The organism is Embleya sp. NPDC025285, from assembly GCF_055558835.1.
This window is the reverse complement of the sequence record NZ_JBVHLU010000016.1, coordinates 20,746-37,883: the sequence shown is the minus strand read 5'-3', so window position 1 is coordinate 37,883 and position 17,138 is coordinate 20,746. Positions and strand designations below refer to the sequence as shown.

The window sequence follows — 17,138 nt, the reverse complement described above, 5'->3', positions numbered from 1 at the left end:
GCCCCCGCCATCCCGGCGCGGGCGCATCGTCATCCGATCCCGACCCCGTACAGGAGTTCCACACCATGCACGTTCTCGTTGCCGGCGCCACCGGTGTCCTGGGACGGCGTATCGTCCCCCGGCTCGTCGCGGCGGGACACCGGGTCACCGCGCTCTCGCGACGCCCGGACGCCGCGGCCGAGTTGCACGCACCCGACGTCACCGTCGTGTCGGCGGACGTCTACGACCGCGAGGCGCTCACCCGCGTCGTGGTGGACGCCGCGCCGGACCTCGTGATGCACCAACTCACCGATCTGGCCGCGGGCGACCTTTCCGCCAACGCACGCGTGCGCCGGATCGGCACCCGCAACCTCGTCGACGCCGCACACGCGGCAGGCGTACGGCGCGTCGTGGCCCAGAGCATCGCGTGGGTCTACGAGGCGGGCGAGGAGCCCGCCGACGAGACGACGCCGCTGGACGCCACGACGGACGAGCCCCGACGTGGCACGATCGACGGCGTGCTCGCCCTGGAGTCGGCCGTACGCGAACTGCCCGAGTGGGTGGTGCTGCGTTACGGGCTGCTGTACGGCCCGGGCACGTGGTTCGCGGCCGACGGCAGCAGGGCGGCCGACGCGCGTGCGGGGCGGTTGGCCGGCGGGGCGGACGTGTCCAGTTTCGTCCACGTCGACGACGCGGCCGCGGCGGCGGTGGCCGCACTGGGCTGGCCGAGCGGCGTGGTCAACCTCGTCGACGACGAACCGGCGGCGGCCGACGCCTGGGTGCCGGTGTTCGCCGCCGCGGTGGGCGCGGCACCGCCCGCCGAGGCGCCCGACGCGCCACGCGCCGGTTGGGCCAGAGGCGCCGACAACCACTTCGCCCGCAAGCACCTGGGCTGGACGCCGACCCACCTCTCCTGGCGATCGGGCTTCGCCACCCTGTAACCGGGAGCAGGCTCCGACACACGGGGGATCGTCGTGCTATCCCCCCGGTCGCCGCCGCGTCGGCCCCGCCCGCAAACCCTCCGCGTCGAGCACCTCGCCGAGCAGGTCCAGCGCCCGGCGCCAGGTGTGCGGTGACGGCGTGGCATAGCCCAGGACGAGGGCGGCCGGGGCCGATTCGTCGGGTGGGTGTCGGTAGCCGGAGACGTGCAGGCCGTGCAGGCGCAGGCCCACGTACTGCCCGGCGGCGATCAGTCGGCGCTCGTGCTCCGCCGAAGGCAGGGGCAGCAACGCGTGCAGTCCCGCCGCGACCCCCACCAGGGAAATCCCGGTCACCGCGGTGACCCGATCGGCGAGTTCGCCGCGGCGCCGCCGATAGGCCAGGCGGGCACGACGCACATGCCGGTCGTAGTCGCCGTGCGCGATCAGCTCCGCGAGCGTGAGTTGCTCGATCACGGACACCCCGGTGCCGCTCTCGCGCAGCGCCGCCGTCACCGGCTCGCGCAGCGCCGGCGGCACGACCAGCCAGCCCAGGCGCAGGCCGGGAGCGAGGGTCTTGCTGGTACTCCCCGCGAAGACGACCCGTTCGGGATCGCGCGCCTGCAGCGCCCCGACCGGCCGGCCGTCGTAGCGGAACTCGCCGTCGTAGTCGTCCTCGATCACAAAGCCACCGGCACGCCGGGCCCAGGCGGCGAACTCGCCGCGTCGCGCGGGCGAAAGCACGACGCCGGCCGGATGCTGGTGCGCCGGGGTCAGCAGCACGACCCCGGTGTCGGGCGTGAGGCCCGCCGGGTCCGCGCCGAACTCGTCCACGCGCAGCGGGACACAGTCCACCCCCGCGGCGGCGAACAGTTCCCGGTGTCGGGCCAACCCCGGGTCCTCGGTCGCGGCCCGGCGTACGCCCAGGCCGCGCAGCGCACGCGCGAGCACCGCGAGCGCGTGGGTGAATCCCGCGGTGACGACGACCGCGTCCGGTGTGGCGCGTACGCCCCGGGTCCGGGCCACATACGCGGCCAGGTTCGCCCGCAGGCTCGCGGTCCCCTCGACGTCGCCGTAGTCGAGGCCGCCCGCCTCCACCCCGGCCAGGACCCGACGCACCGCACTCGCCCACGCGGTACGGGGGAAGGACGCGAGATCGGGCCGGCCCGGTCGCAGATCGGCCCACACCCGGCTTTCGGTCGGCACCCGCCTTCCGCCGCCACCGGCGCGGGACGGCTCGACGCCGCCGACGTCCGCCACCCGCGTGCCGGACCCCGGCTCCGCGATCAGCCACCCCTCGGCGACGAGTTGGCCGTACACGCCGACGACCGTGCCGCGCGCGAGGCCCAGATCCGCAGCCAGGGCGCGCGAGCCGGGCAAGCGAGTACCGGGAGCCAGGCGCCCCGAGCGCACGGCGTCGCGCAACGCCTCCTCCACGGAGCGACCGGTCCCGGCGGTACGCCGATCGACGTCGATGTGCAGATCGACTCCGGCAACGAAAGGAGGCGGATCGACTCCGCCGACGGAAGGATGACGCATACCCCACAGCCTGCCGGCGCACGCCGCCTTCCGGCCCGCCGGTGCCCCCGGACGCGCCGCCCGTCACGCGTGCCAAGCCCGATTCAGCCGGGGCGGACCAGGTCCACATTGGTCTCGGCCCAGTCCCGAAGCCCGCTCAACGGCCGGGCGACACCGCGTCCCAGCTCGGTGAGTTCGTACTCTGGACCGAGCCTTTCCCTTGGACCGGGCCGCACAAGCCCACGCCCACGCCGAACGCGCCACCACCACGGGCAAACTCGCCCCGCGCATCGCCGACTGACGCCATCCGCACCCGCGGTCCGGCCCGGTGTCCGCGGCACACCTTCGGCGGCCGATCGGTGACCACGTCGACGGGCAAGGACCCGACGGCGCGCCGGTGGGAGGTTCCCACCGGCGCTCGTCATGGGTGCGGGGCCGCGGTGCTCGTCGGGTCCTGGTCCCGAGGGAAGGCGTCGGTCAGTTGCCGGTGCGGGTGATCTGGTCGAAGTGCACGAGTCCGTCGTTGAAGGGCTCGATGCCGGTCATATGCCGACTGTGCACGGCCGCCGCCGAAGCTTCCAGGTACACCCAGAAGGGCATGTCGCGGTTCAGCGAGGTCTGCACACGTGTGTAGGCGTCGCGGCGGACCTTGGGGTCGGGAGACAGTCGGCCCTCCCCCAGCGCCTTGTCCACGGTGGCGTTGCTGTAGCCGGTGATGTTGTTGACGCCCCCCGTGACCAGGAACTGGTGCACGGTCGGTTCCACGTCGTCCGCCCACAGTTGGAAGACGGTGGCCTCGAAGTCGCGCTTGGACGAGACGCGCGTGACCAGCGACGCGATGTCGACGACGTCGACGATCATGGTCACCCCCGGGTATCCGGCCAGCGTTCGGCGGATGTACTCGGCGATCTCCCGGGACTTGGGGCTGTCGGGCACCATGTAGTGGAAGACGAAAGGCTTTTGCCCGTTCGAGGTGAGCTTGGCGAAGAGCTCGCCGGCTTGCTGGGGCTTGTTCTCCACGGCGGCCAGGTTGACGTTCGCCAGCGGGGAACTCGCGTTGAAGATACCCCTGGCCTGGACGCCGAGGCCCTTGTAGAAGCGGCGGTTGAGGTCCTCGCCGCTGAGCGCCAGCGCGATCGCCCGACGTGCGTCCGGGTTGTCGAACGGCGGCTTGCGCATGTTGAAGGCGATCATCAGGCCGCCGTTGAGCAGGGTTTCGTCGACCGTCAGGTTCTTGTCCCGGGCGTCGCCCAGCACGGTCGGGTCGGTGGTGACGGTGATGTCCGCCCGACCCTCCGCGATCGACTCCGGCGCCGCCGCGATGTTGCGGTCCACCCGGAACACGAGTTCGTCCAGGTGGGGCAGTCCCTTCTGCCAGTAATTCTCGTTGCGCACCATGCGCAGGTCTTTTCCGGGCTCCCAGGCCGCCAGCTTGAACGGGCCCGCGCCGACCGGGGCGCGCTTGAGCGCGGCTCGACCGTCGGGGGTCGCGACGTACTTCGCGGGGGCGACGAACGCCAGGTTGCGGGCGACCAGGTGATCGAAGTTGGCGTTGGCGGATGGGAGTTCGATCCGCAGTTGCAACGGCGCCACCTGGACCAGCTTGACGTCCCGCAGTACCCCGCCGACCAACGAGTTCACCGTCGGGTCCCGGTGGGCGTCCCAGGTCGCCTTGACCGCGGCCGCGTCCAGGGGCGATCCGTCCGAGAAGCGCAGTCCCGGACGCAGGGTCAGCGTCCAGTTCGTGAGTTGGTCGTCGCTGATCAACGACTCGGCCAGCTTGGGGTGCACGGTGCCGGTCGCCGGTTCCGTCCAGACCAGGACGTCGTACAGCGCCGTCATCCGGTTCCCGTCGGCCACGTTCGGGTAGCTCGCGCTGAACGGGTCGAGCCCGCGTGGCTCACCGGGGAGGAGGAAGACGGCCGAACCGCCCGTTTGCGGCTTGCCGGCCGCGTCGGAGTCGTCGTCGCCGACCAACCCGCATCCCGCCGTGGCGGTCAGGCAGATCATCACCAGCGCCAGGGCCGAGGGGCGCAGTACGTTCCGAACGGGTCCGACGTCTCGAACGGGTCCGCCGACTTCGGTGGTTCTTCGTGTCGTTCGTTTCGCAAAAAGCACTACGTGCCTACCTGCCAATGTGTCGACGGAATTGGATACCGTGCGTCGCCGGTCAGCCGGTGTCCGCCGCGTCCGGGTGTCGAACCGCCCGAATACTCGCGCCGCACTTCGCGTTCGCGCGTCGCATCGCGCCTCGCGCGTCTCGCGTGTCGATCGGTCCGTCGCTACCGGGACGTGACGAGAACACCGCGGGACACGGACGGATCGCGCTCGGGATCTCGCGGCGCAACAGAAGGTATAGGCGCGTTCGCGAGGAGGCTATCCATCCGACGCGGAATGCCCACCCGCGACCCGAAACACGCACCGTGGCCGACGACCAACCAACTCGCCGTACGGAGAGGGCGGTTCCCGAACCCCGGCTCGCGGCCGAGTCGGCTCGGTCCGACGTCGCGAGATCGGAGTCCCGGGCCACGCGAGCCAGGATCCCAGGTCCCCTGCGGGGGCCGCGATCCGGGCGACCGGTCGCCCCCGTGATCGTCGGTGCCCGCGGCTCGTGCGCTCGGGCTTCAGGCCGCCGGGGGTCGGCCCGAGACCCGGACGCGGATGCGTTCGCCCTGCTTGCCGAACAGGCTGAGCACCTCGACGTCGCCGTGGCCGCTGGATCCGAACCAGTGGGGGTGTCGGGTGTCGAATTCGGCGGCCTCTCCGGGGCCGAGGATCACGTCGCGTTCGTCCAGGATCAGCCGGAGTCTGCCGGTGAGCACGTACAGCCACGCGTATCCCGTGTGGGTACGCATGACGGCCTCCGTCTCGTCTCGGGGGATCGTCACCCGGAACGCCCTGGGCTCGCCGGCCTGCTGCCGCGCGAGCGAGACGAAGACTCGCCCGTTCGATCCCCTCGGCTTCGGGACGACCCGAGGGGCGACCACTCGTGGGGCGGCCACGATGTCGTCCAACGACACCGCCAGAGCGGCGGCGATCGGCAGGAGCAGTTCCAGGCTTGGCTTGCGCTGCCCGGATTCGAGCCGTGACAGGGTGCTTTTGGAGATGCCGGTGATGTCGCCGAGCCGGGTCAGCGACAGATTCCGCTTCTCCCGGAGCCGGCGCAGTCGGGGTCCGATCCGGCCGAGGGTGGCGGCGATGGCGGGCATGGAATCCATCGATCCATCACAACACGTCGTCCCGGTATCGGCAACGATTATTGCTCTTTCGGCATCACGAGCGTCACGGTCGTCTCGGAGGTGACAGTCATGACCGACCATCGTGATGTAGTGATCATCGGCGCGGGGGCCGCGGGCCCGAGCGTCGGAATCGTCGTGGCCAGGGCGCAAGCAGCCGTCCTGGTGGTGGACGACGGGAAGCCACGGAAGCTGCGGGCCGCGCGCGTACCCGGCTTCGGGTGCCGGGACAGCACGGCTCCGTCCGGGTGTTTGGCCATCGGACGCAGTGAATCCACCGGCTATGCAGGCGAGTTCGACCACGGGCGAGTAAGCGCGACCGGCACGATCATCGGCCGGCTCCGTGAACCGGACGTGACCACCGAGGCGGTCCGGCACGAGTGCGCCGGGGGTGTGGCCCGATGAGCACCACGAAGACACCGCAACAGCCGATCGCGGCGGGCCGACTTCCCTTCGGCGTGTACCTGCTCTCGTTCAGTCTCTTCGCGATGGGCAGCGCCGAGTTCCTGCTCGCCGGAGTGCTGCCGGCGGTCGCCGACGATCTCGACATCAGCCTCGCCGCCGCCGGCGGCCTGGTCACGGCGTTCGCGATCGGCGTGGTCGTCGGCGGTCCCCCGCTGGCCGTCTTCAGCCTGCGCTGGCCAAGACGCTCCGCGCTCGTGATCACCCAGGTCGTCTTCGCCCTCGCGGTCGCGGCCGGACTCGTGGTCGACGACTACGAAACGCTGCTCGCCACCCGATTCGTGGCGGGCATCGCCTACGCCGGCTTCTGGGCGGTCGCGGCCGTCACCGCGATCAGCCTGGTGACCCCCGACCGCACCGCACGCGCCTCCGGCGTCGTGGTCAGCGGGCTCGGCCTCGCCATGATCGCCGGAGGCCCCGCCGGCACGCTGATCAGCCACCTGTCCGGGTGGCGCGGCGGATTCTGGATGGTCGTGGCACTGACCCTGCTCGGTGCCGCCTCGGTCTTCTTCGCACTGCCCGTGACCACCGCACACCGACGACCGAGCATCAAGGGCGAACTCACCGCCATGCGACGCCCCCGGTTGTGGACCGTCTACGCCACGACACTGCTGAGCACCGCGGCGTACATGATCTCGTTCAACTACCTCGCGGCGCTGCTGACCGACGTGACCGGCGTCCCCGACGTGTGGGTCTCCGGGATCCTCGTCCTGTTCGGCGTCGGCGCCTTCATCGGGCTCTCCATCGGAGGCAGGATCGCCGACGAGCGCCCGTACCACGCGCTCCTGGCCGGAGCGATCGGAATCCTGCTCTGCTCGGTACTGCTCGCCCTGTTCGCGCGCCACGCCGTCGTGGTCGTCCCCCTGGTGCTGCTGCTCGGGATCGCGGGATTCGTGCTGAACCCCGCGATCTACGGCCGCGTGTTCACCATCGCCTCGGACGCCCCCACACTCGCCGGCGCCACCACGGTCTCCGCCTTCCAACTCGGCATCAGCCTCGTCCCGGTGCTCGCCGGAATCTCCCTCGACGCCGGAGCCGAGGTCACCTCCGTGGCCTGGATCGGCGCCGGACTCGCGGCGGCCACGGTCCTGGTCGTCCTCCTCGATCAGACGACGTCTCGGCGCCGTTCGCCGGTCGGGACAACCGTCGAGCCGATGCCACAGGAGTGAGCCGCACGCACGATCCGCGGCCCGGGAACGCCCACCCGGGCACGCGGCGGCGACGGCGCGGCCCGTGCTTTCCGCGGTCGGCCGAGGGAGTCCGAGGGTCGGCCGGTCAACGGCCCGCGGCGTGCGGGTGGCCTGGGGCGGCCGGGACTGCCGGGGCTCGGGTGATGGCGACCTTGAGGTGCTTCATGATCGGCTGATCGCTCTGTGTGCTGTAGTCGCCGATCGCGCACAACACGTTCATCTCGGGCATGTAACCGGCCGCGCAGCCGCGGGGAATGTCGTAGGGGACGGCGAGACAGCCGTGCAGGACGCGGGTGCTGCCGTCCTTGGCGGTGCTGGTGATGTCGACCGGGTCGAACTCCCGGACGCCGCGCTCGCGCATGTCGTCCCGGTTCATGAAGACGAGGGTGCGCAGGTTCTCGATGCCGCGGTAGCGGTCGTTGTCGGAGTAGATGGTGGTGTTCCACTGATCGTGGGAGCGCATGGTGCCCAGGGCCAGGGTGCCGGGGGCGGGGACGACGTCCGGCAGCGGGGCGGCGGAGAACTCCGCGCGTCCCGAGGGGGTCAGGAAGATCAGTTCGCGGGCGGGCTGCTTGATCCGGAACCCGAGCGGCAGCCGTACCCGGCGGTTGAAGTCCTCGAAGCCGTCCAGGGCTCGGGCCATGGTGTCGCGGATGCGGTCGTAGTCCTCGACGTACCACTCCCACGGGGTTTCGCTGTGCGGGAGGGCGGCGCGGGCCATGCCCGCGATGATGGCGGGCTCCGAGAGCAGGTGCGGGGACGCGGGCTTCTTCATGCCGACGGACAGATGGACCATGCTCATCGAGTCCTCGACCGAGGTGCTTTGGATGCCGCCCCGGCGGTGGTCCTTCTCGGTCCGCCCCAGGCACGGCAGGATCAGGGCCCGGCGGCCGTGCACGACGTGGCTGCGGTTGAGCTTGGTGCTGACGTGCACGGTGAGTTCGCAGGCACTCAGGCCGGCCTGGGTGTACCGGGTGTCGATGGCGGCGAGGGCGAAGTTGCCGCCCATGCCGACGAACACCTTCACCCGGCCGTCGTGCATCGCCTCGATGGTGGTGACGGTGTCCAGGCCGGGCTCGCGTGGCGGCCGAATGCGGCAGACCTCGGCGAGCCGGTCCAGGAAGGTGTCGGCGGGACGGTGGTCGATACCGCAGGTGCGGTTGCCCTGCACGTTGCTGTGCCCGCGCACCGGTGAGGGACCCGCGCCTTCCCGTCCCAGATTCCCGCGCAGCAGCAGCACGTTGACGATCTCCCGGACGGTGTCGACGCCGTGTTCGTGCTGCGTGATGCCCAGGCACCAACTGAAGATGCTCCGGTCGGCCTCGCGGTACACGCGGGCCGCCTCGAGGATGTCGGCGCGACCGAGCCCGCTCTGGCGTTCGATCTCCTCCCAGGGCGTGCTCGCGCACAGCGCGCGGTACTCCTCGAAGCCCGCGGTGTGCCGATCGATGAACACCCGGTCCAGTGCCTCGGGATCGCGGGGCGCCTGCTCCAGGATGGCCTTTGCCATGCCGCGCAGCAGTGCCATGTCGCCGCCGATGCGCGGTTGCAGATTCAGGGTGCTGGTCCTCGTCGACTTGAACAGGGCCATGTCGACGAACTCGTGCGGCACGATCGTGCGGGTCGCGGCGGCCTCCACCAGCGGGTTGACGTGCACGATGCGGGCGCCGCGGCGGTACGCGTCGGCCAGGGCCGTGAGCATCCGGGGCGCGTTGGAGGCGGCGTTGACGCCCATGATGAACAGCGCGTCCGTGCTCTCCCAGTCCTTGAGGTCCGCGGTGCCCTTGCCGGTGCCCAGCGATGCCGTCAGGGCGCGGCCGCTGGCCTCGTGGCACATGTTGGAACAGTCCGGCAGGTTGTTCGTGCCCAGCTCGCGGGCCATCAACTGGTAGAGAAAGGTCGCCTCGTTGCCGAGCCGGCCGGAGGTGTAGTAGGCGGCCTGGTTCGGGTCGTCGAGCTCGCGCAGGGTCCGGCCGATCAGTTCGAAGGCGTCCTGCCAACGGATGGGGACGTAGTGGTCGGACGCGGGGTCGTACACCATCGGCTCGGTCAGCCGGCCCTGGTTCTCCAGCGCGAAGTCGCTCCACTGCTCCAACTCGGTCACCGTGTGGGCGGCGAAGAACTCGCGGCCGACCCGTTTGCGGGTCATCTCCCAGGTGACGTGCTTGATGCCGTTCTCGCAGATGTCCAGGTGCAGGCCCTTGGTGTCGTCCGGCCACGCGCACCCGGGGCAGTCGAAGCCGCCGTTCTCGTGATTCATCCGCATGACGGCCCGGGATCCGTCCACCACGGCGCGCCCCAGCAGGAGGCCGGCCACACTCCTGGCTGCGCCCCAGCCCGCGGCGGGGTGCCGGTAGGGCCGAAACCGCGCGGGCTCCCAGGGCGCGGGACCCACTCCGGGCTCGACCCGGTCCTGCGGTTCCTCGGAGGCGTTCACGACGATCCCCTTCCGACGTCGGGGTACGGGCCCGGTGCCGCCGGGATCGCCGTGGACGCCGGGGTCGGCCGACGGGCTTTCCACCCTCGAGTCTCGATCGGCGGTGCGGGATCGGCGACCGCTGACGTCCGCCCGGGCGTACGCTCGGCCGCTCGCGCGCGCCGGCGGCCCGACGCCGGGACGGTGGTCGGCGGTTGCGGGGCCGCGAACCGGCCGGGTGCACCGGCCGGGCGCGGGGTCGGGCGAGCGCCGGCCCCGCACCCGCACGGCACCGCGCGGGACCCGGCGCGCCGCGCCGTCACGGTGCCGGCCGCTCCTCCGGTCGGTCCGCGTCCCGGCGGGCCTGCCAGGTTTCGCGCAGGACCGCTCGGGCGTCCGCCACCGGACCCACGTGGCCGAGCTTGTCGGGGTTGATCACCGAGCGGATCGTCTGGATCCGACCGTCGAGGACGTCGAGCACCACGGTGTTGAGGACCCTGCCGTCCCGGTCCCGCAGGATCGCGCCGGGCTGACCGTTCACCCGGTGCGGCTCCACGACGCCGCCGATCCGCCCGAACGGCGGACGATCGCGGCGAGCAGCCGGGCCACGTTCCCGGCGCCGACGATGCCCCTGGCCCACTGCGGAGCCTTGCCGCCGCTGTCGCCGACCATGTGGACGTCGGCGGCGAGGAGTTCCCGCAACGCGTCGACGTCCCCCTCCCGGAAGGCGTCGAAGAAGCGTTCGGCGAGTTCCTCGCGCTCCTTGCGGTCGGCGTCGAATCGGGGACGGCCCTCGTCCATGTGCCGGCGGGCCCGCACCGCGAGCTGGCGGCACGCCGTCTCCGAGCGCCCCACCGCCGAGGCGATCTCCGGGAAACCGAAGGCGAACACCTCGCGCAAGACGAAGACCGCGCGCTCCAGCGGGCTGAGCCGCTCCAACAGCAGCAGGGCCGCCATCGACAACGAATCGGCCAATTCCGCCGAGCGCTCCGGGTCCTGGTAGGGGTCGGCCATCAGCGGTTCGGGGAACCACGGCCCGACGTACTCCTCACGCCGGACGCGGGCCGAGCGCAGGACGTCGATCGAGATCCGGGTCACCACTGCGGACAGGAACGCCTTGGTCGAGGCGGGCGTGATCGGGGAGCCGTCCCAGCGCAGCCAGGTCTCCTGGACCGCGTCCTCGGCCTCGCTCACGCTGCCCAGGATCCGGTACGCGATCGAGAACAGCAGCGGTCGCAGTTCCCGAACTCCTCGGCCCGCCTCACGCCGCCGCCTGCTTCCGGCCCCGGCGCCACGAGGGCGGCCGTCCCGGAACCCCGGCCCCGCCTGCCACGTACACCCGCATGACCGTCACCCTCCTGATCGGAACACACCCTCGACATCCCAGACGAGGCAGCCCCGGCGTTTGTGACATCACCCCGGAGCACGGGAAGCAGCAAGCACCGACGGTGGCCGGCGGGATGGTCTACACCGGCAGCGACGAGCGGAACGTGTACGCGCTCGACGCCGCAACCGGTGTCGGTGCCGTCTGGCAGGGTGGGCCGTATGGCCCAACCGCTCAAGGACATGATCAACGCGACCTCCGTCGCCACCCTCGCCGACGGTGTCGCCGCCGCGCACGGCGCGTTCCCCCGTGACCGCTTCGTCGCGGGCGCGCTCGCGGGGCTCGACGGCCGGGAGCTCAAGGCCCGGGTCGGTCACGTGGCGCAGTCCCTGCACGCGGCCCTGGACCTGCCGTTCCCGCAGGCCGCCCCGATCCTGCGCGCGGCGACCACGCACACCCGCCTGGACATGTGGAGCGGCTGGCCCGCCACCGACTACGTCGCCGTCCAGGGCGTCGACCACCTCGACGAGGCCATGTCCACGCTCGCTGTGATCACCCCCTTCGCGACCGCCGAGTTCGCCGTACGCCCCTACCTCGACCGCGATCGGGACGCGGCGCTCGTGATCATCCGGGGCTGGGCCGACTCCGATGACGAACACCTTCGCCGGCTCGCCTCCGAGGGCACCCGTCCGCGCCTTCCCTGGGGCGCGCGCGTCCGCGGGCTGATGTCCCCCGGTCCGACCCTGCCCATCCTCGAGCGGCTGCGCGACGACCCGAGCGAGTACGTCCGCCGCTCGGTGGCCAACCATGTCAACGACATCGCGAAGGACCACCCCGAAACGGCCCTGGCCCTGCTCCGCCGCTGGCACACGGAGGGCGGCACGTACACCGACCGCGTCGTGCGGCACGCCGCCCGGGGCCTGTTGCGCGCGGGGCATCCCGAGGCGCTCGGCCTCGTCGGCGCGGCGCACGGCAGCGGCACCGTGGAATCCCTCACCGTCGCGGACACCGTCGCGACCGGGGACCGCATCCCCTTCACCGTCACCGTCCGGGCCGAGGGCCCCGGGCCGCTGCTGCTGAAGTACGCGGTCCGCCGCGACGGTTCCCGCCGGGTGTTCCACCTGGCCGAACGTGTCGCACAAGCGGCCGACGACACCTTCACGCTCGCCAGGTCGCACTCCTTCCGTCCGGTCACCACGCGCGCCGAACCCCCCGGTCCGCGCGACCTCGACATCATCGTCAACGGCGAGGTCCGCGCGACGGCGCCCTTCACGCTGCTCCCGTGAGGTCCGCGCGCGGCGCCCGACCGGTCGTGCGCGGACCTCGTCCCGAGGCCGCGGGTGCGCGCGTTGCGCCGGCGGCGAGTCGGCACCTGCCCGGCGCCATGCCGAACTCACGCTCGAACGCCTTGGAGAACGCGAACTCCGAGGCGTAGCCGATCTGTTGGCCCACCGTGCCGAGCGGCGTGTGGGATTCGTGCAGCAGCCGACCGGCGGTGGTCGTCCGCCACCGGGTCGGGTGGGGCGGCGGCGCTCCGTCGACCTCGACGCGTCCATGAACGTTCTCGTGCTCGGAGCGATCGGCGAGACCGGACAAGCGCGCCGGCCTGGCAGGACGGCACCTGACGACATCCTGGCAGGCTGCTCGGTGGGCGGCCTCCCCCGGGCGGGGGAGGCCGTTCCCCCGGCTCGGGGATCCGCCGACCCGGCGGCTCCGGCTTTGCTTGCCCCATGACCGGAACGACGACGAACACACCGAACAACCCGGCTCGCGACGACCGCCGGGTGGCACCACCCCCCGGGCGCGGCGCATCGATCCGCCCCGCACGAGGCAGACTTGCGGCGCTCGCGCTGTTCTCCGTGGTGCTCGGCCTGGTGGGATCCGGCGCGGCGGCGCCGGCCGGGGCGCTGCCGGCGGGCGCCCCGCATGCCGACACGCGGCAGGCCGAGACCGACATCAGGGCCCGGATCGAGGCGATCCCGGGGATGCGGGTGACCGGCGAGAAGCCGGCCGCGCCGGGCATCCGCTACTTCGAGTTGACCTACCGTCAGCCGATCGATCACGAGCACCCCGAGCGGGGTTCCTTCGAGCAGCGGCTGAGCCTGCAACACCGATCGGTCGAGCGACCGATGGTCCTGTACACCAGCGGATACAACCTCGGTGCCGGGCCGAGCTTCCGCTCCGATCCGGCCACCGTGCTCGACGGCAACCAGATCTACACCGAACAGCGCTACTTCGGCACGTCCCGACCCGAGCCCGCCGACCTGGCGAACCTGACCATCCGGCAGGCCGCGGGCGATCACCACCGGCTGATCCAGGCATTGAAGGGCATCTACCGGGGCGCGTGGATATCCACCGGTGGCAGCAAGGGCGGCATGACCACGGTCTACCACCGTCGCTTCTATCCGAACGACGTCGACGGCAGCGTCGTCTACTCCGCGCCCAACAACACCGACGACCGTGACGACAGCGCGTGGGACACGTTCCTCGCCACCGTGGGCACCCCCGAATGCCGGGCGGCGCTACAAGGTGTGCAACGCGAAGCGCTGGTGCGGCGCGACGAGTTGGTGGCCCGCTACGGGCAGTGGGCCCAGGCGAACGGCGAAACGTTCGACACGCTCGGGAGTGTCGACAAGGCCTTCGAACTCGCGGTCCTGCGCCTGCCGACGATGTTCTGGATGTACGCGGGCGAGCCGAGTTGCGCCGGTGTGCCCACTCCGGCCGCGACTTCCGACGAGTTGTACGCGTGGCTCGACGGGATCACCCGATTCAGCGTCTACACCGACCGCAGCGTCGAGTTCTTCCAGCCCTACTTCTACCAACTCGGCACTCAGCTCGGATACCCGCAGGTCGCCGCGCCCCATCTCGACGGCCTGCTGCGTCACCCCGGGATCCAGGAGGTGCGCAGCTACGTACCGCGCGACATCCCGCTGCGCTTCCAGCCCGGGGCGATGCGCGACATCGACCGGTGGGTGCGGTTCCGGAGCAGCGAAATGCTCTTCCTCTACGGCGAGAACGACCCCACGCGCGCGGAGCCGTTCCGACTCGGCCCCGGCAGCCGTGACGCGCAGGTCCGGATCGCGCCGCACACCGGCCACAGCCTGACCATCGGGGCCCTCTCCCCCGCGGATACCGCCGCCGCCACCGCCACGCTGCGTCGGTGGGCTCGGGTGTAACCCCGACCACGGCGGGCGATACGCGCCCGCGCCGGGTCACGGCGTCCGATCGCATGCCGTGACCCGGTCACGGGGGTCACGTGCCGGCCAGTGCCTCGGTCGGGGTCAGCCGGGAGGCGCGGATCGAGGGGTAGACGCCGGCGACCATGCCGACCAGGATCGCGCCGCCGAAGCCCGCCGCGACCGAGGCCGGCGAGAGCACCGCGGGCCAGTGTTGGAACCAGGTGTCCAACGCGGTGCGATACACCCCGCACGGCGGGAGCGTGACCCTGCACGCCTACCGGGACGGACCGCAGGTCGTCTTCGAGGTGACCGACACCGGAACCGGCATCGCGGCCCACGATCTCCCGCACGTCTTCGACCGGTTCTGGCGCGCCGACAAGTCCCGCAACCGCCGCACCGGCGGCAGCGGCCTGGGCCTGGCCATCACCCACCGCCTCACCCACGCCCATGCCGGCACGATCACGGCCCGCAGCACCCCCGACGTCGGCTCGGTCTTCACCATCCGCCTGCCGACCTGAGCAATCCCCCATGAGCTGCCCGCAAACGCAACTGCCCGCGGGCATCCGCCGGTCGACCCGAGCGACCCTCGGGCTAGCGGGTGGACGGCGGCGCGGCATCGCGTTCCCGGATGAACTCGTCCAGCCGGGCGAGTTGTTCGGCGGTGAACGCACTCTCGGGCACGGCGGTCACGCACCGCGGCGTCGTGCGGATCACCAGCAGCCCGAACTCCCGCCGCACACCCAGGGTGGTCGACCAGCGCGTGCTCGTCGTACCCACGCCGGGCCGTTCGCGCGTGAATTCCTCGTCGTCGAGCACGATGTCGATCGCGCCCTGCTTGATCAGCGCACGCACCTGCCTGGCGTGGAGGAACAACAGGGCGAACACGAAGAAGAACAGCCACACACGCATGAGGCCCTCCTGCGTGAAGACGGCCAGGAGCGCGACCGCGGGCAACGCGACCAACCCCCGACGGCCCCACTTCCGATAGGCCGCGAACATCGCCGCGGCACCGGTCCGCCACGTGTAGGTGTACGTCGTCGAGATCAGCATGTGCGGATGCTAGAGGGAGTGCGCAACACCCGATCCGGCGGCCCTCCACGGCCACCGGCCGACCCCGGGCGACAACTCCCCCCGCCGGCCACAGGATCGGCAAATCCACGCCCGGATCCGCTGTGAGCGGATAAGCCCTGAGCGGATCCGCTCAGGGCAGATCGGCTTGGAACCACCGTGTGCGACGGCCCAGGGTGGAGGCATGAGCGATGACACGAAGCTTTTCCCCGAACGCACCCGAAACGAGCTGTACGCCAAGCGCGTCCTGCTCCTGGACGGCCCGTTGGACGACGACAACGGCACGTTGCTGACGACGCAGTTGCTCAACCTGGCGGCGGAGGACCCCTCCGAGGACATCGCGCTGTGGATTCACTCGCCCGGCGGCTCGGTGCCCTCGATGCTCGCGATCCGTGACGTCATGCGCCTCGTCCCGTGCGACGTGTCCACGCTGGTGCTCGGAATCGCCTACAGCGCGGGCCAGTTCCTGCTCTCCGCGGGAACGCCGGGCAAGCGCCGGGCGCTGCCGCACTCCCGGGTGTTGATGCACCAGGGCTCGGCCGGGATCGCCGGGAGCGCCGTCGACGTCGAGTTGCAGGCCAACGATCTCCGGCATACCCGGGACACGGTGCTCGGCCTCATCGCGCAGGACACCGGGCAGCCCGTCGAGCGCATCTTCGAGGACTCGCTGCACGACCGCTGGTACACCGCCCAGGAGGCGCTCGACTACGGCTTCATCGACGCGATCGTGCAGGAGTTCCACGAGGTCGCACCACGCGGCGCCCGCCGCAGCCCGCAGAACGCCGGATTCCGGGGAGTGTCGCGATGAGCACCTACACCATTCCGAACGTCATCACCCGCGACTCCCGCGGCGAACGCATCATGGACGTGTACTCGCACCTGCTCGCCGAGCGCGTCATCTACCTGGGGACGGGCATCGACGCGGGCGTGGCCAACGCGCTCGTGGCGCAGTTGTTGTTCCTGGAGGCGGACAACCACGAACGCGACATCCAGTTCTACATCAACTGCGAAGGCGGCGACCCCAGCGCCATGCTGGCGGTGTACGACACCATGCGGTACATCCGTTCGGAGGTCGCCACCACATGCGTGGGGCAGGCGGTCGCGGTGGGCGCGGTCCTGCTCGCCGCAGGGGAACCCGGCAAGCGCGCCGCCCTGCCCCACGCGCGGGTGGTGCTCCATCAACCCGCCGCGCAGGGACGCGGCACGATCCCGGACCTGATCCTGCAGGCCGACGAAGTGGTGCGCGTCCGCGCGGACATCGAGCGCATCCTGTCCCGGCACAGCGGTCAGAGCACGGCCACCCTGCGCGCGGACACCGACCACGACCGGGTCTTCACCGCGACGGGAGCCAAGGAGTACGGGCTCGTCGACGTCGTGCTCGAGGAGCGCTGAGGCGCCCCGACCGGCGCGCCCCCGCTCCCCGACGGCGTACGGTCAGGCCGCCAGGGCGAAGGCGGCATGGCAGACCGGGGTGGAACGTCCCACTGGCCGGGTGCTCCTCAGGTTCTCGCCGACCGCGAGGGTCAGATCGACGAGGCTCACCCCCAGGGCGCCGCCGACGGCCGCGATCATCTCGCTCGACGGCTCCTTGAGGCCGCGTTCCACCTCGGAGAGGTACTGCGGCGACACGCCCGCGCGACCCGCCGTCTCGACGAGTGTCTCGCCGCGATCGTGTCGTAGCGAACGAAGCTGCTCACCGAGCGCGTGCCGCCACAACGGCTCGCGGCTCGGCGGCGCGGCAGCGCGCCGCGGCTCGGGTGCGCGGTGCCCGTTGTCGGCGGCACGGGGCGAACGCTTGTCGTCGGCGGCACGGGGCGAAAGCGGTGGGGCGGTCTCGGCCATGCCTCAT

The 17,138-nt window shown here is 71.5% G+C and carries 15 protein-coding genes and 2 pseudogenes; 8 read left to right on the top strand and 9 right to left on the bottom strand.

What is annotated here, in order from left to right; all coding sequences use genetic code 11:
* Positions 1-65: 65 nt before the first annotated feature.
* Positions 66-920 (top strand): NAD-dependent epimerase/dehydratase family protein, encoded by an 855-nt coding sequence (locus ACZ4FV_RS13210; protein WP_395860665.1) that lies wholly within the window; start codon positions 66-68, stop codon positions 918-920.
* A 36-nt stretch (positions 921-956) separates the two neighbouring features.
* Here the strand turns inward: ACZ4FV_RS13210 and pdxR are convergent, their stop codons facing one another.
* The 3 genes from pdxR to ACZ4FV_RS13195 form a co-directional block, all read right to left on the bottom strand.
* Positions 957-2,435 carry a MocR-like pyridoxine biosynthesis transcription factor PdxR gene (gene pdxR / locus ACZ4FV_RS13205; protein WP_465322647.1) on the bottom strand — a complete coding sequence of 493 codons (1,479 nt, stop codon included), beginning with the start codon at positions 2,433-2,435 and terminating at the stop codon, positions 957-959.
* Between the two features lie 456 nt (positions 2,436-2,891).
* The gene (locus ACZ4FV_RS13200) at positions 2,892-4,424 is read right to left on the bottom strand and encodes an ABC transporter substrate-binding protein (RefSeq protein WP_402233749.1); all 1,533 of its coding nucleotides are present in this window, start codon (positions 4,422-4,424) and stop codon (positions 2,892-2,894) included.
* Between the two features lie 614 nt (positions 4,425-5,038).
* Positions 5,039-5,632 carry a helix-turn-helix domain-containing protein gene (locus ACZ4FV_RS13195; protein ID WP_402233750.1) on the bottom strand — a complete coding sequence of 198 codons (594 nt, stop codon included), beginning with the start codon at positions 5,630-5,632 and terminating at the stop codon, positions 5,039-5,041.
* Between the two features lie 90 nt (positions 5,633-5,722).
* Here ACZ4FV_RS13195 and ACZ4FV_RS13190 point away from each other — a divergent pair, with 90 nt between their 5' ends.
* Together ACZ4FV_RS13190 and ACZ4FV_RS13185 are read left to right on the top strand one after the other, a co-directional pair.
* Positions 5,723-6,055: a hypothetical protein gene (locus ACZ4FV_RS13190; RefSeq protein WP_395860672.1), complete on the top strand. Its 333-nt coding sequence runs from the start codon at positions 5,723-5,725 to the stop codon at positions 6,053-6,055.
* Positions 6,052-7,281 (top strand): Cmx/CmrA family chloramphenicol efflux MFS transporter, encoded by a 1,230-nt coding sequence (locus tag ACZ4FV_RS13185; protein ID WP_402233752.1) that lies wholly within the window; start codon positions 6,052-6,054, stop codon positions 7,279-7,281. Before ACZ4FV_RS13190 ends, ACZ4FV_RS13185 begins: the two co-directional genes overlap by 4 nt.
* A gap of 106 nt (positions 7,282-7,387) precedes the next feature.
* Here ACZ4FV_RS13185 and ACZ4FV_RS13180 read toward each other — a convergent pair whose 3' ends face one another.
* Both ACZ4FV_RS13180 and ACZ4FV_RS13175 read right to left on the bottom strand, forming a co-directional pair.
* Positions 7,388-9,697, bottom strand: a complete 2,310-nt coding sequence (locus ACZ4FV_RS13180) for an FdhF/YdeP family oxidoreductase (RefSeq protein ID WP_465322683.1) — start codon at positions 9,695-9,697, stop codon at positions 7,388-7,390.
* A 340-nt stretch (positions 9,698-10,037) separates the two neighbouring features.
* A pseudogene (locus tag ACZ4FV_RS13175) lies at positions 10,038-10,957 on the bottom strand (RNA polymerase sigma-70 factor).
* Between the two features lie 306 nt (positions 10,958-11,263).
* On the opposite strand from ACZ4FV_RS13175, the gene ACZ4FV_RS13170 reads away from it, so the two are divergent.
* Entirely contained in the window at positions 11,264-12,328 is a 1,065-nt protein-coding gene (locus ACZ4FV_RS13170) for a hypothetical protein (RefSeq protein WP_402233757.1), read from the top strand.
* Here ACZ4FV_RS13170 and ACZ4FV_RS13165 read toward each other — a convergent pair.
* Positions 12,312-12,638 (bottom strand): helix-turn-helix transcriptional regulator, encoded by a 327-nt coding sequence (locus tag ACZ4FV_RS13165; protein ID WP_402233759.1) that lies wholly within the window; start codon positions 12,636-12,638, stop codon positions 12,312-12,314. The two genes, ACZ4FV_RS13170 and ACZ4FV_RS13165, sit on opposite strands and share 17 nt — an antisense overlap.
* A 134-nt stretch (positions 12,639-12,772) precedes the next feature.
* Here ACZ4FV_RS13165 and ACZ4FV_RS13160 point away from each other — a divergent pair, with 134 nt between their 5' ends.
* Positions 12,773-14,218, top strand: a complete 1,446-nt coding sequence (locus ACZ4FV_RS13160; RefSeq protein ID WP_465322646.1) for a S28 family serine protease — start codon at positions 12,773-12,775, stop codon at positions 14,216-14,218.
* A 76-nt stretch (positions 14,219-14,294) separates the two neighbouring features.
* On the opposite strand, the gene ACZ4FV_RS13155 is transcribed toward ACZ4FV_RS13160, so the two are convergent.
* Positions 14,295-14,450, bottom strand: coding sequence for an ABC transporter permease (locus ACZ4FV_RS13155; RefSeq protein WP_395860993.1), 156 nt, complete (start codon positions 14,448-14,450; stop codon positions 14,295-14,297).
* Between ACZ4FV_RS13155 and ACZ4FV_RS13150 the strand changes: the two are divergent.
* Positions 14,437-14,739, top strand: a pseudogene (locus ACZ4FV_RS13150) (sensor histidine kinase); the annotation flags it as partial. The gene ACZ4FV_RS13155 and the pseudogene ACZ4FV_RS13150 sit on opposite strands and share 14 nt — an antisense overlap.
* Before the next feature lie 73 nt (positions 14,740-14,812).
* On the opposite strand, the gene ACZ4FV_RS13145 reads toward ACZ4FV_RS13150, so the two are convergent.
* Positions 14,813-15,271, bottom strand: coding sequence for a hypothetical protein (locus ACZ4FV_RS13145; protein ID WP_395860687.1), 459 nt, complete (start codon positions 15,269-15,271; stop codon positions 14,813-14,815).
* Positions 15,272-15,473: 202 nt separating this feature from the next.
* On the opposite strand from ACZ4FV_RS13145, the gene ACZ4FV_RS13140 reads away from it, so the two are divergent.
* The gene (locus ACZ4FV_RS13140) at positions 15,474-16,097 is read left to right on the top strand and encodes a ClpP family protease (protein ID WP_395860690.1); all 624 of its coding nucleotides are present in this window, start codon (positions 15,474-15,476) and stop codon (positions 16,095-16,097) included.
* Positions 16,094-16,681 carry a ClpP family protease gene (locus ACZ4FV_RS13135; RefSeq protein ID WP_331770318.1) on the top strand — a complete coding sequence of 196 codons (588 nt, stop codon included), beginning with the start codon at positions 16,094-16,096 and terminating at the stop codon, positions 16,679-16,681. Before ACZ4FV_RS13140 ends, ACZ4FV_RS13135 begins: the two co-directional genes overlap by 4 nt.
* A 42-nt stretch (positions 16,682-16,723) precedes the next feature.
* Here the strand turns inward: ACZ4FV_RS13135 and ACZ4FV_RS13130 are convergent, their stop codons facing one another.
* Positions 16,724-17,131, bottom strand: coding sequence for a helix-turn-helix domain-containing protein (locus ACZ4FV_RS13130; protein ID WP_465322645.1), 408 nt, complete (start codon positions 17,129-17,131; stop codon positions 16,724-16,726).
* Between the last annotated feature and the right edge of the window lie 7 nt (positions 17,132-17,138).

Bases quoted from the DNA above. Each gene is read 5' to 3' on its own strand.
- ACZ4FV_RS13210 (WP_395860665.1), top strand. From the start codon at position 66: ATGCACGTTCTCGTTGCCGGCGCCACCGGTGTCCTGGGACGGCGTATC.
- pdxR (WP_465322647.1), bottom strand. From the start codon at position 2,435: ATGCGTCATCCTTCCGTCGGCGGAGTCGATCCGCCTCCTTTCGTTGCC.
- ACZ4FV_RS13200 (WP_402233749.1), bottom strand. From the start codon at position 4,424: ATGATCTGCCTGACCGCCACGGCGGGATGCGGGTTGGTCGGCGACGAC.
- ACZ4FV_RS13195 (WP_402233750.1), bottom strand. From the start codon at position 5,632: ATGGATTCCATGCCCGCCATCGCCGCCACCCTCGGCCGGATCGGACCC.
- ACZ4FV_RS13190 (WP_395860672.1), top strand. From the start codon at position 5,723: ATGACCGACCATCGTGATGTAGTGATCATCGGCGCGGGGGCCGCGGGC.
- ACZ4FV_RS13185 (WP_402233752.1), top strand. From the start codon at position 6,052: ATGAGCACCACGAAGACACCGCAACAGCCGATCGCGGCGGGCCGACTT.
- ACZ4FV_RS13170 (WP_402233757.1), top strand. From the start codon at position 11,264: ATGGCCCAACCGCTCAAGGACATGATCAACGCGACCTCCGTCGCCACC.
- ACZ4FV_RS13160 (WP_465322646.1), top strand. From the start codon at position 12,773: ATGACCGGAACGACGACGAACACACCGAACAACCCGGCTCGCGACGAC.
- ACZ4FV_RS13145 (WP_395860687.1), bottom strand. From the start codon at position 15,271: ATGCTGATCTCGACGACGTACACCTACACGTGGCGGACCGGTGCCGCG.
- ACZ4FV_RS13140 (WP_395860690.1), top strand. From the start codon at position 15,474: ATGAGCGATGACACGAAGCTTTTCCCCGAACGCACCCGAAACGAGCTG.
- ACZ4FV_RS13135 (WP_331770318.1), top strand. From the start codon at position 16,094: ATGAGCACCTACACCATTCCGAACGTCATCACCCGCGACTCCCGCGGC.
- ACZ4FV_RS13130 (WP_465322645.1), bottom strand. From the start codon at position 17,131: ATGGCCGAGACCGCCCCACCGCTTTCGCCCCGTGCCGCCGACGACAAG.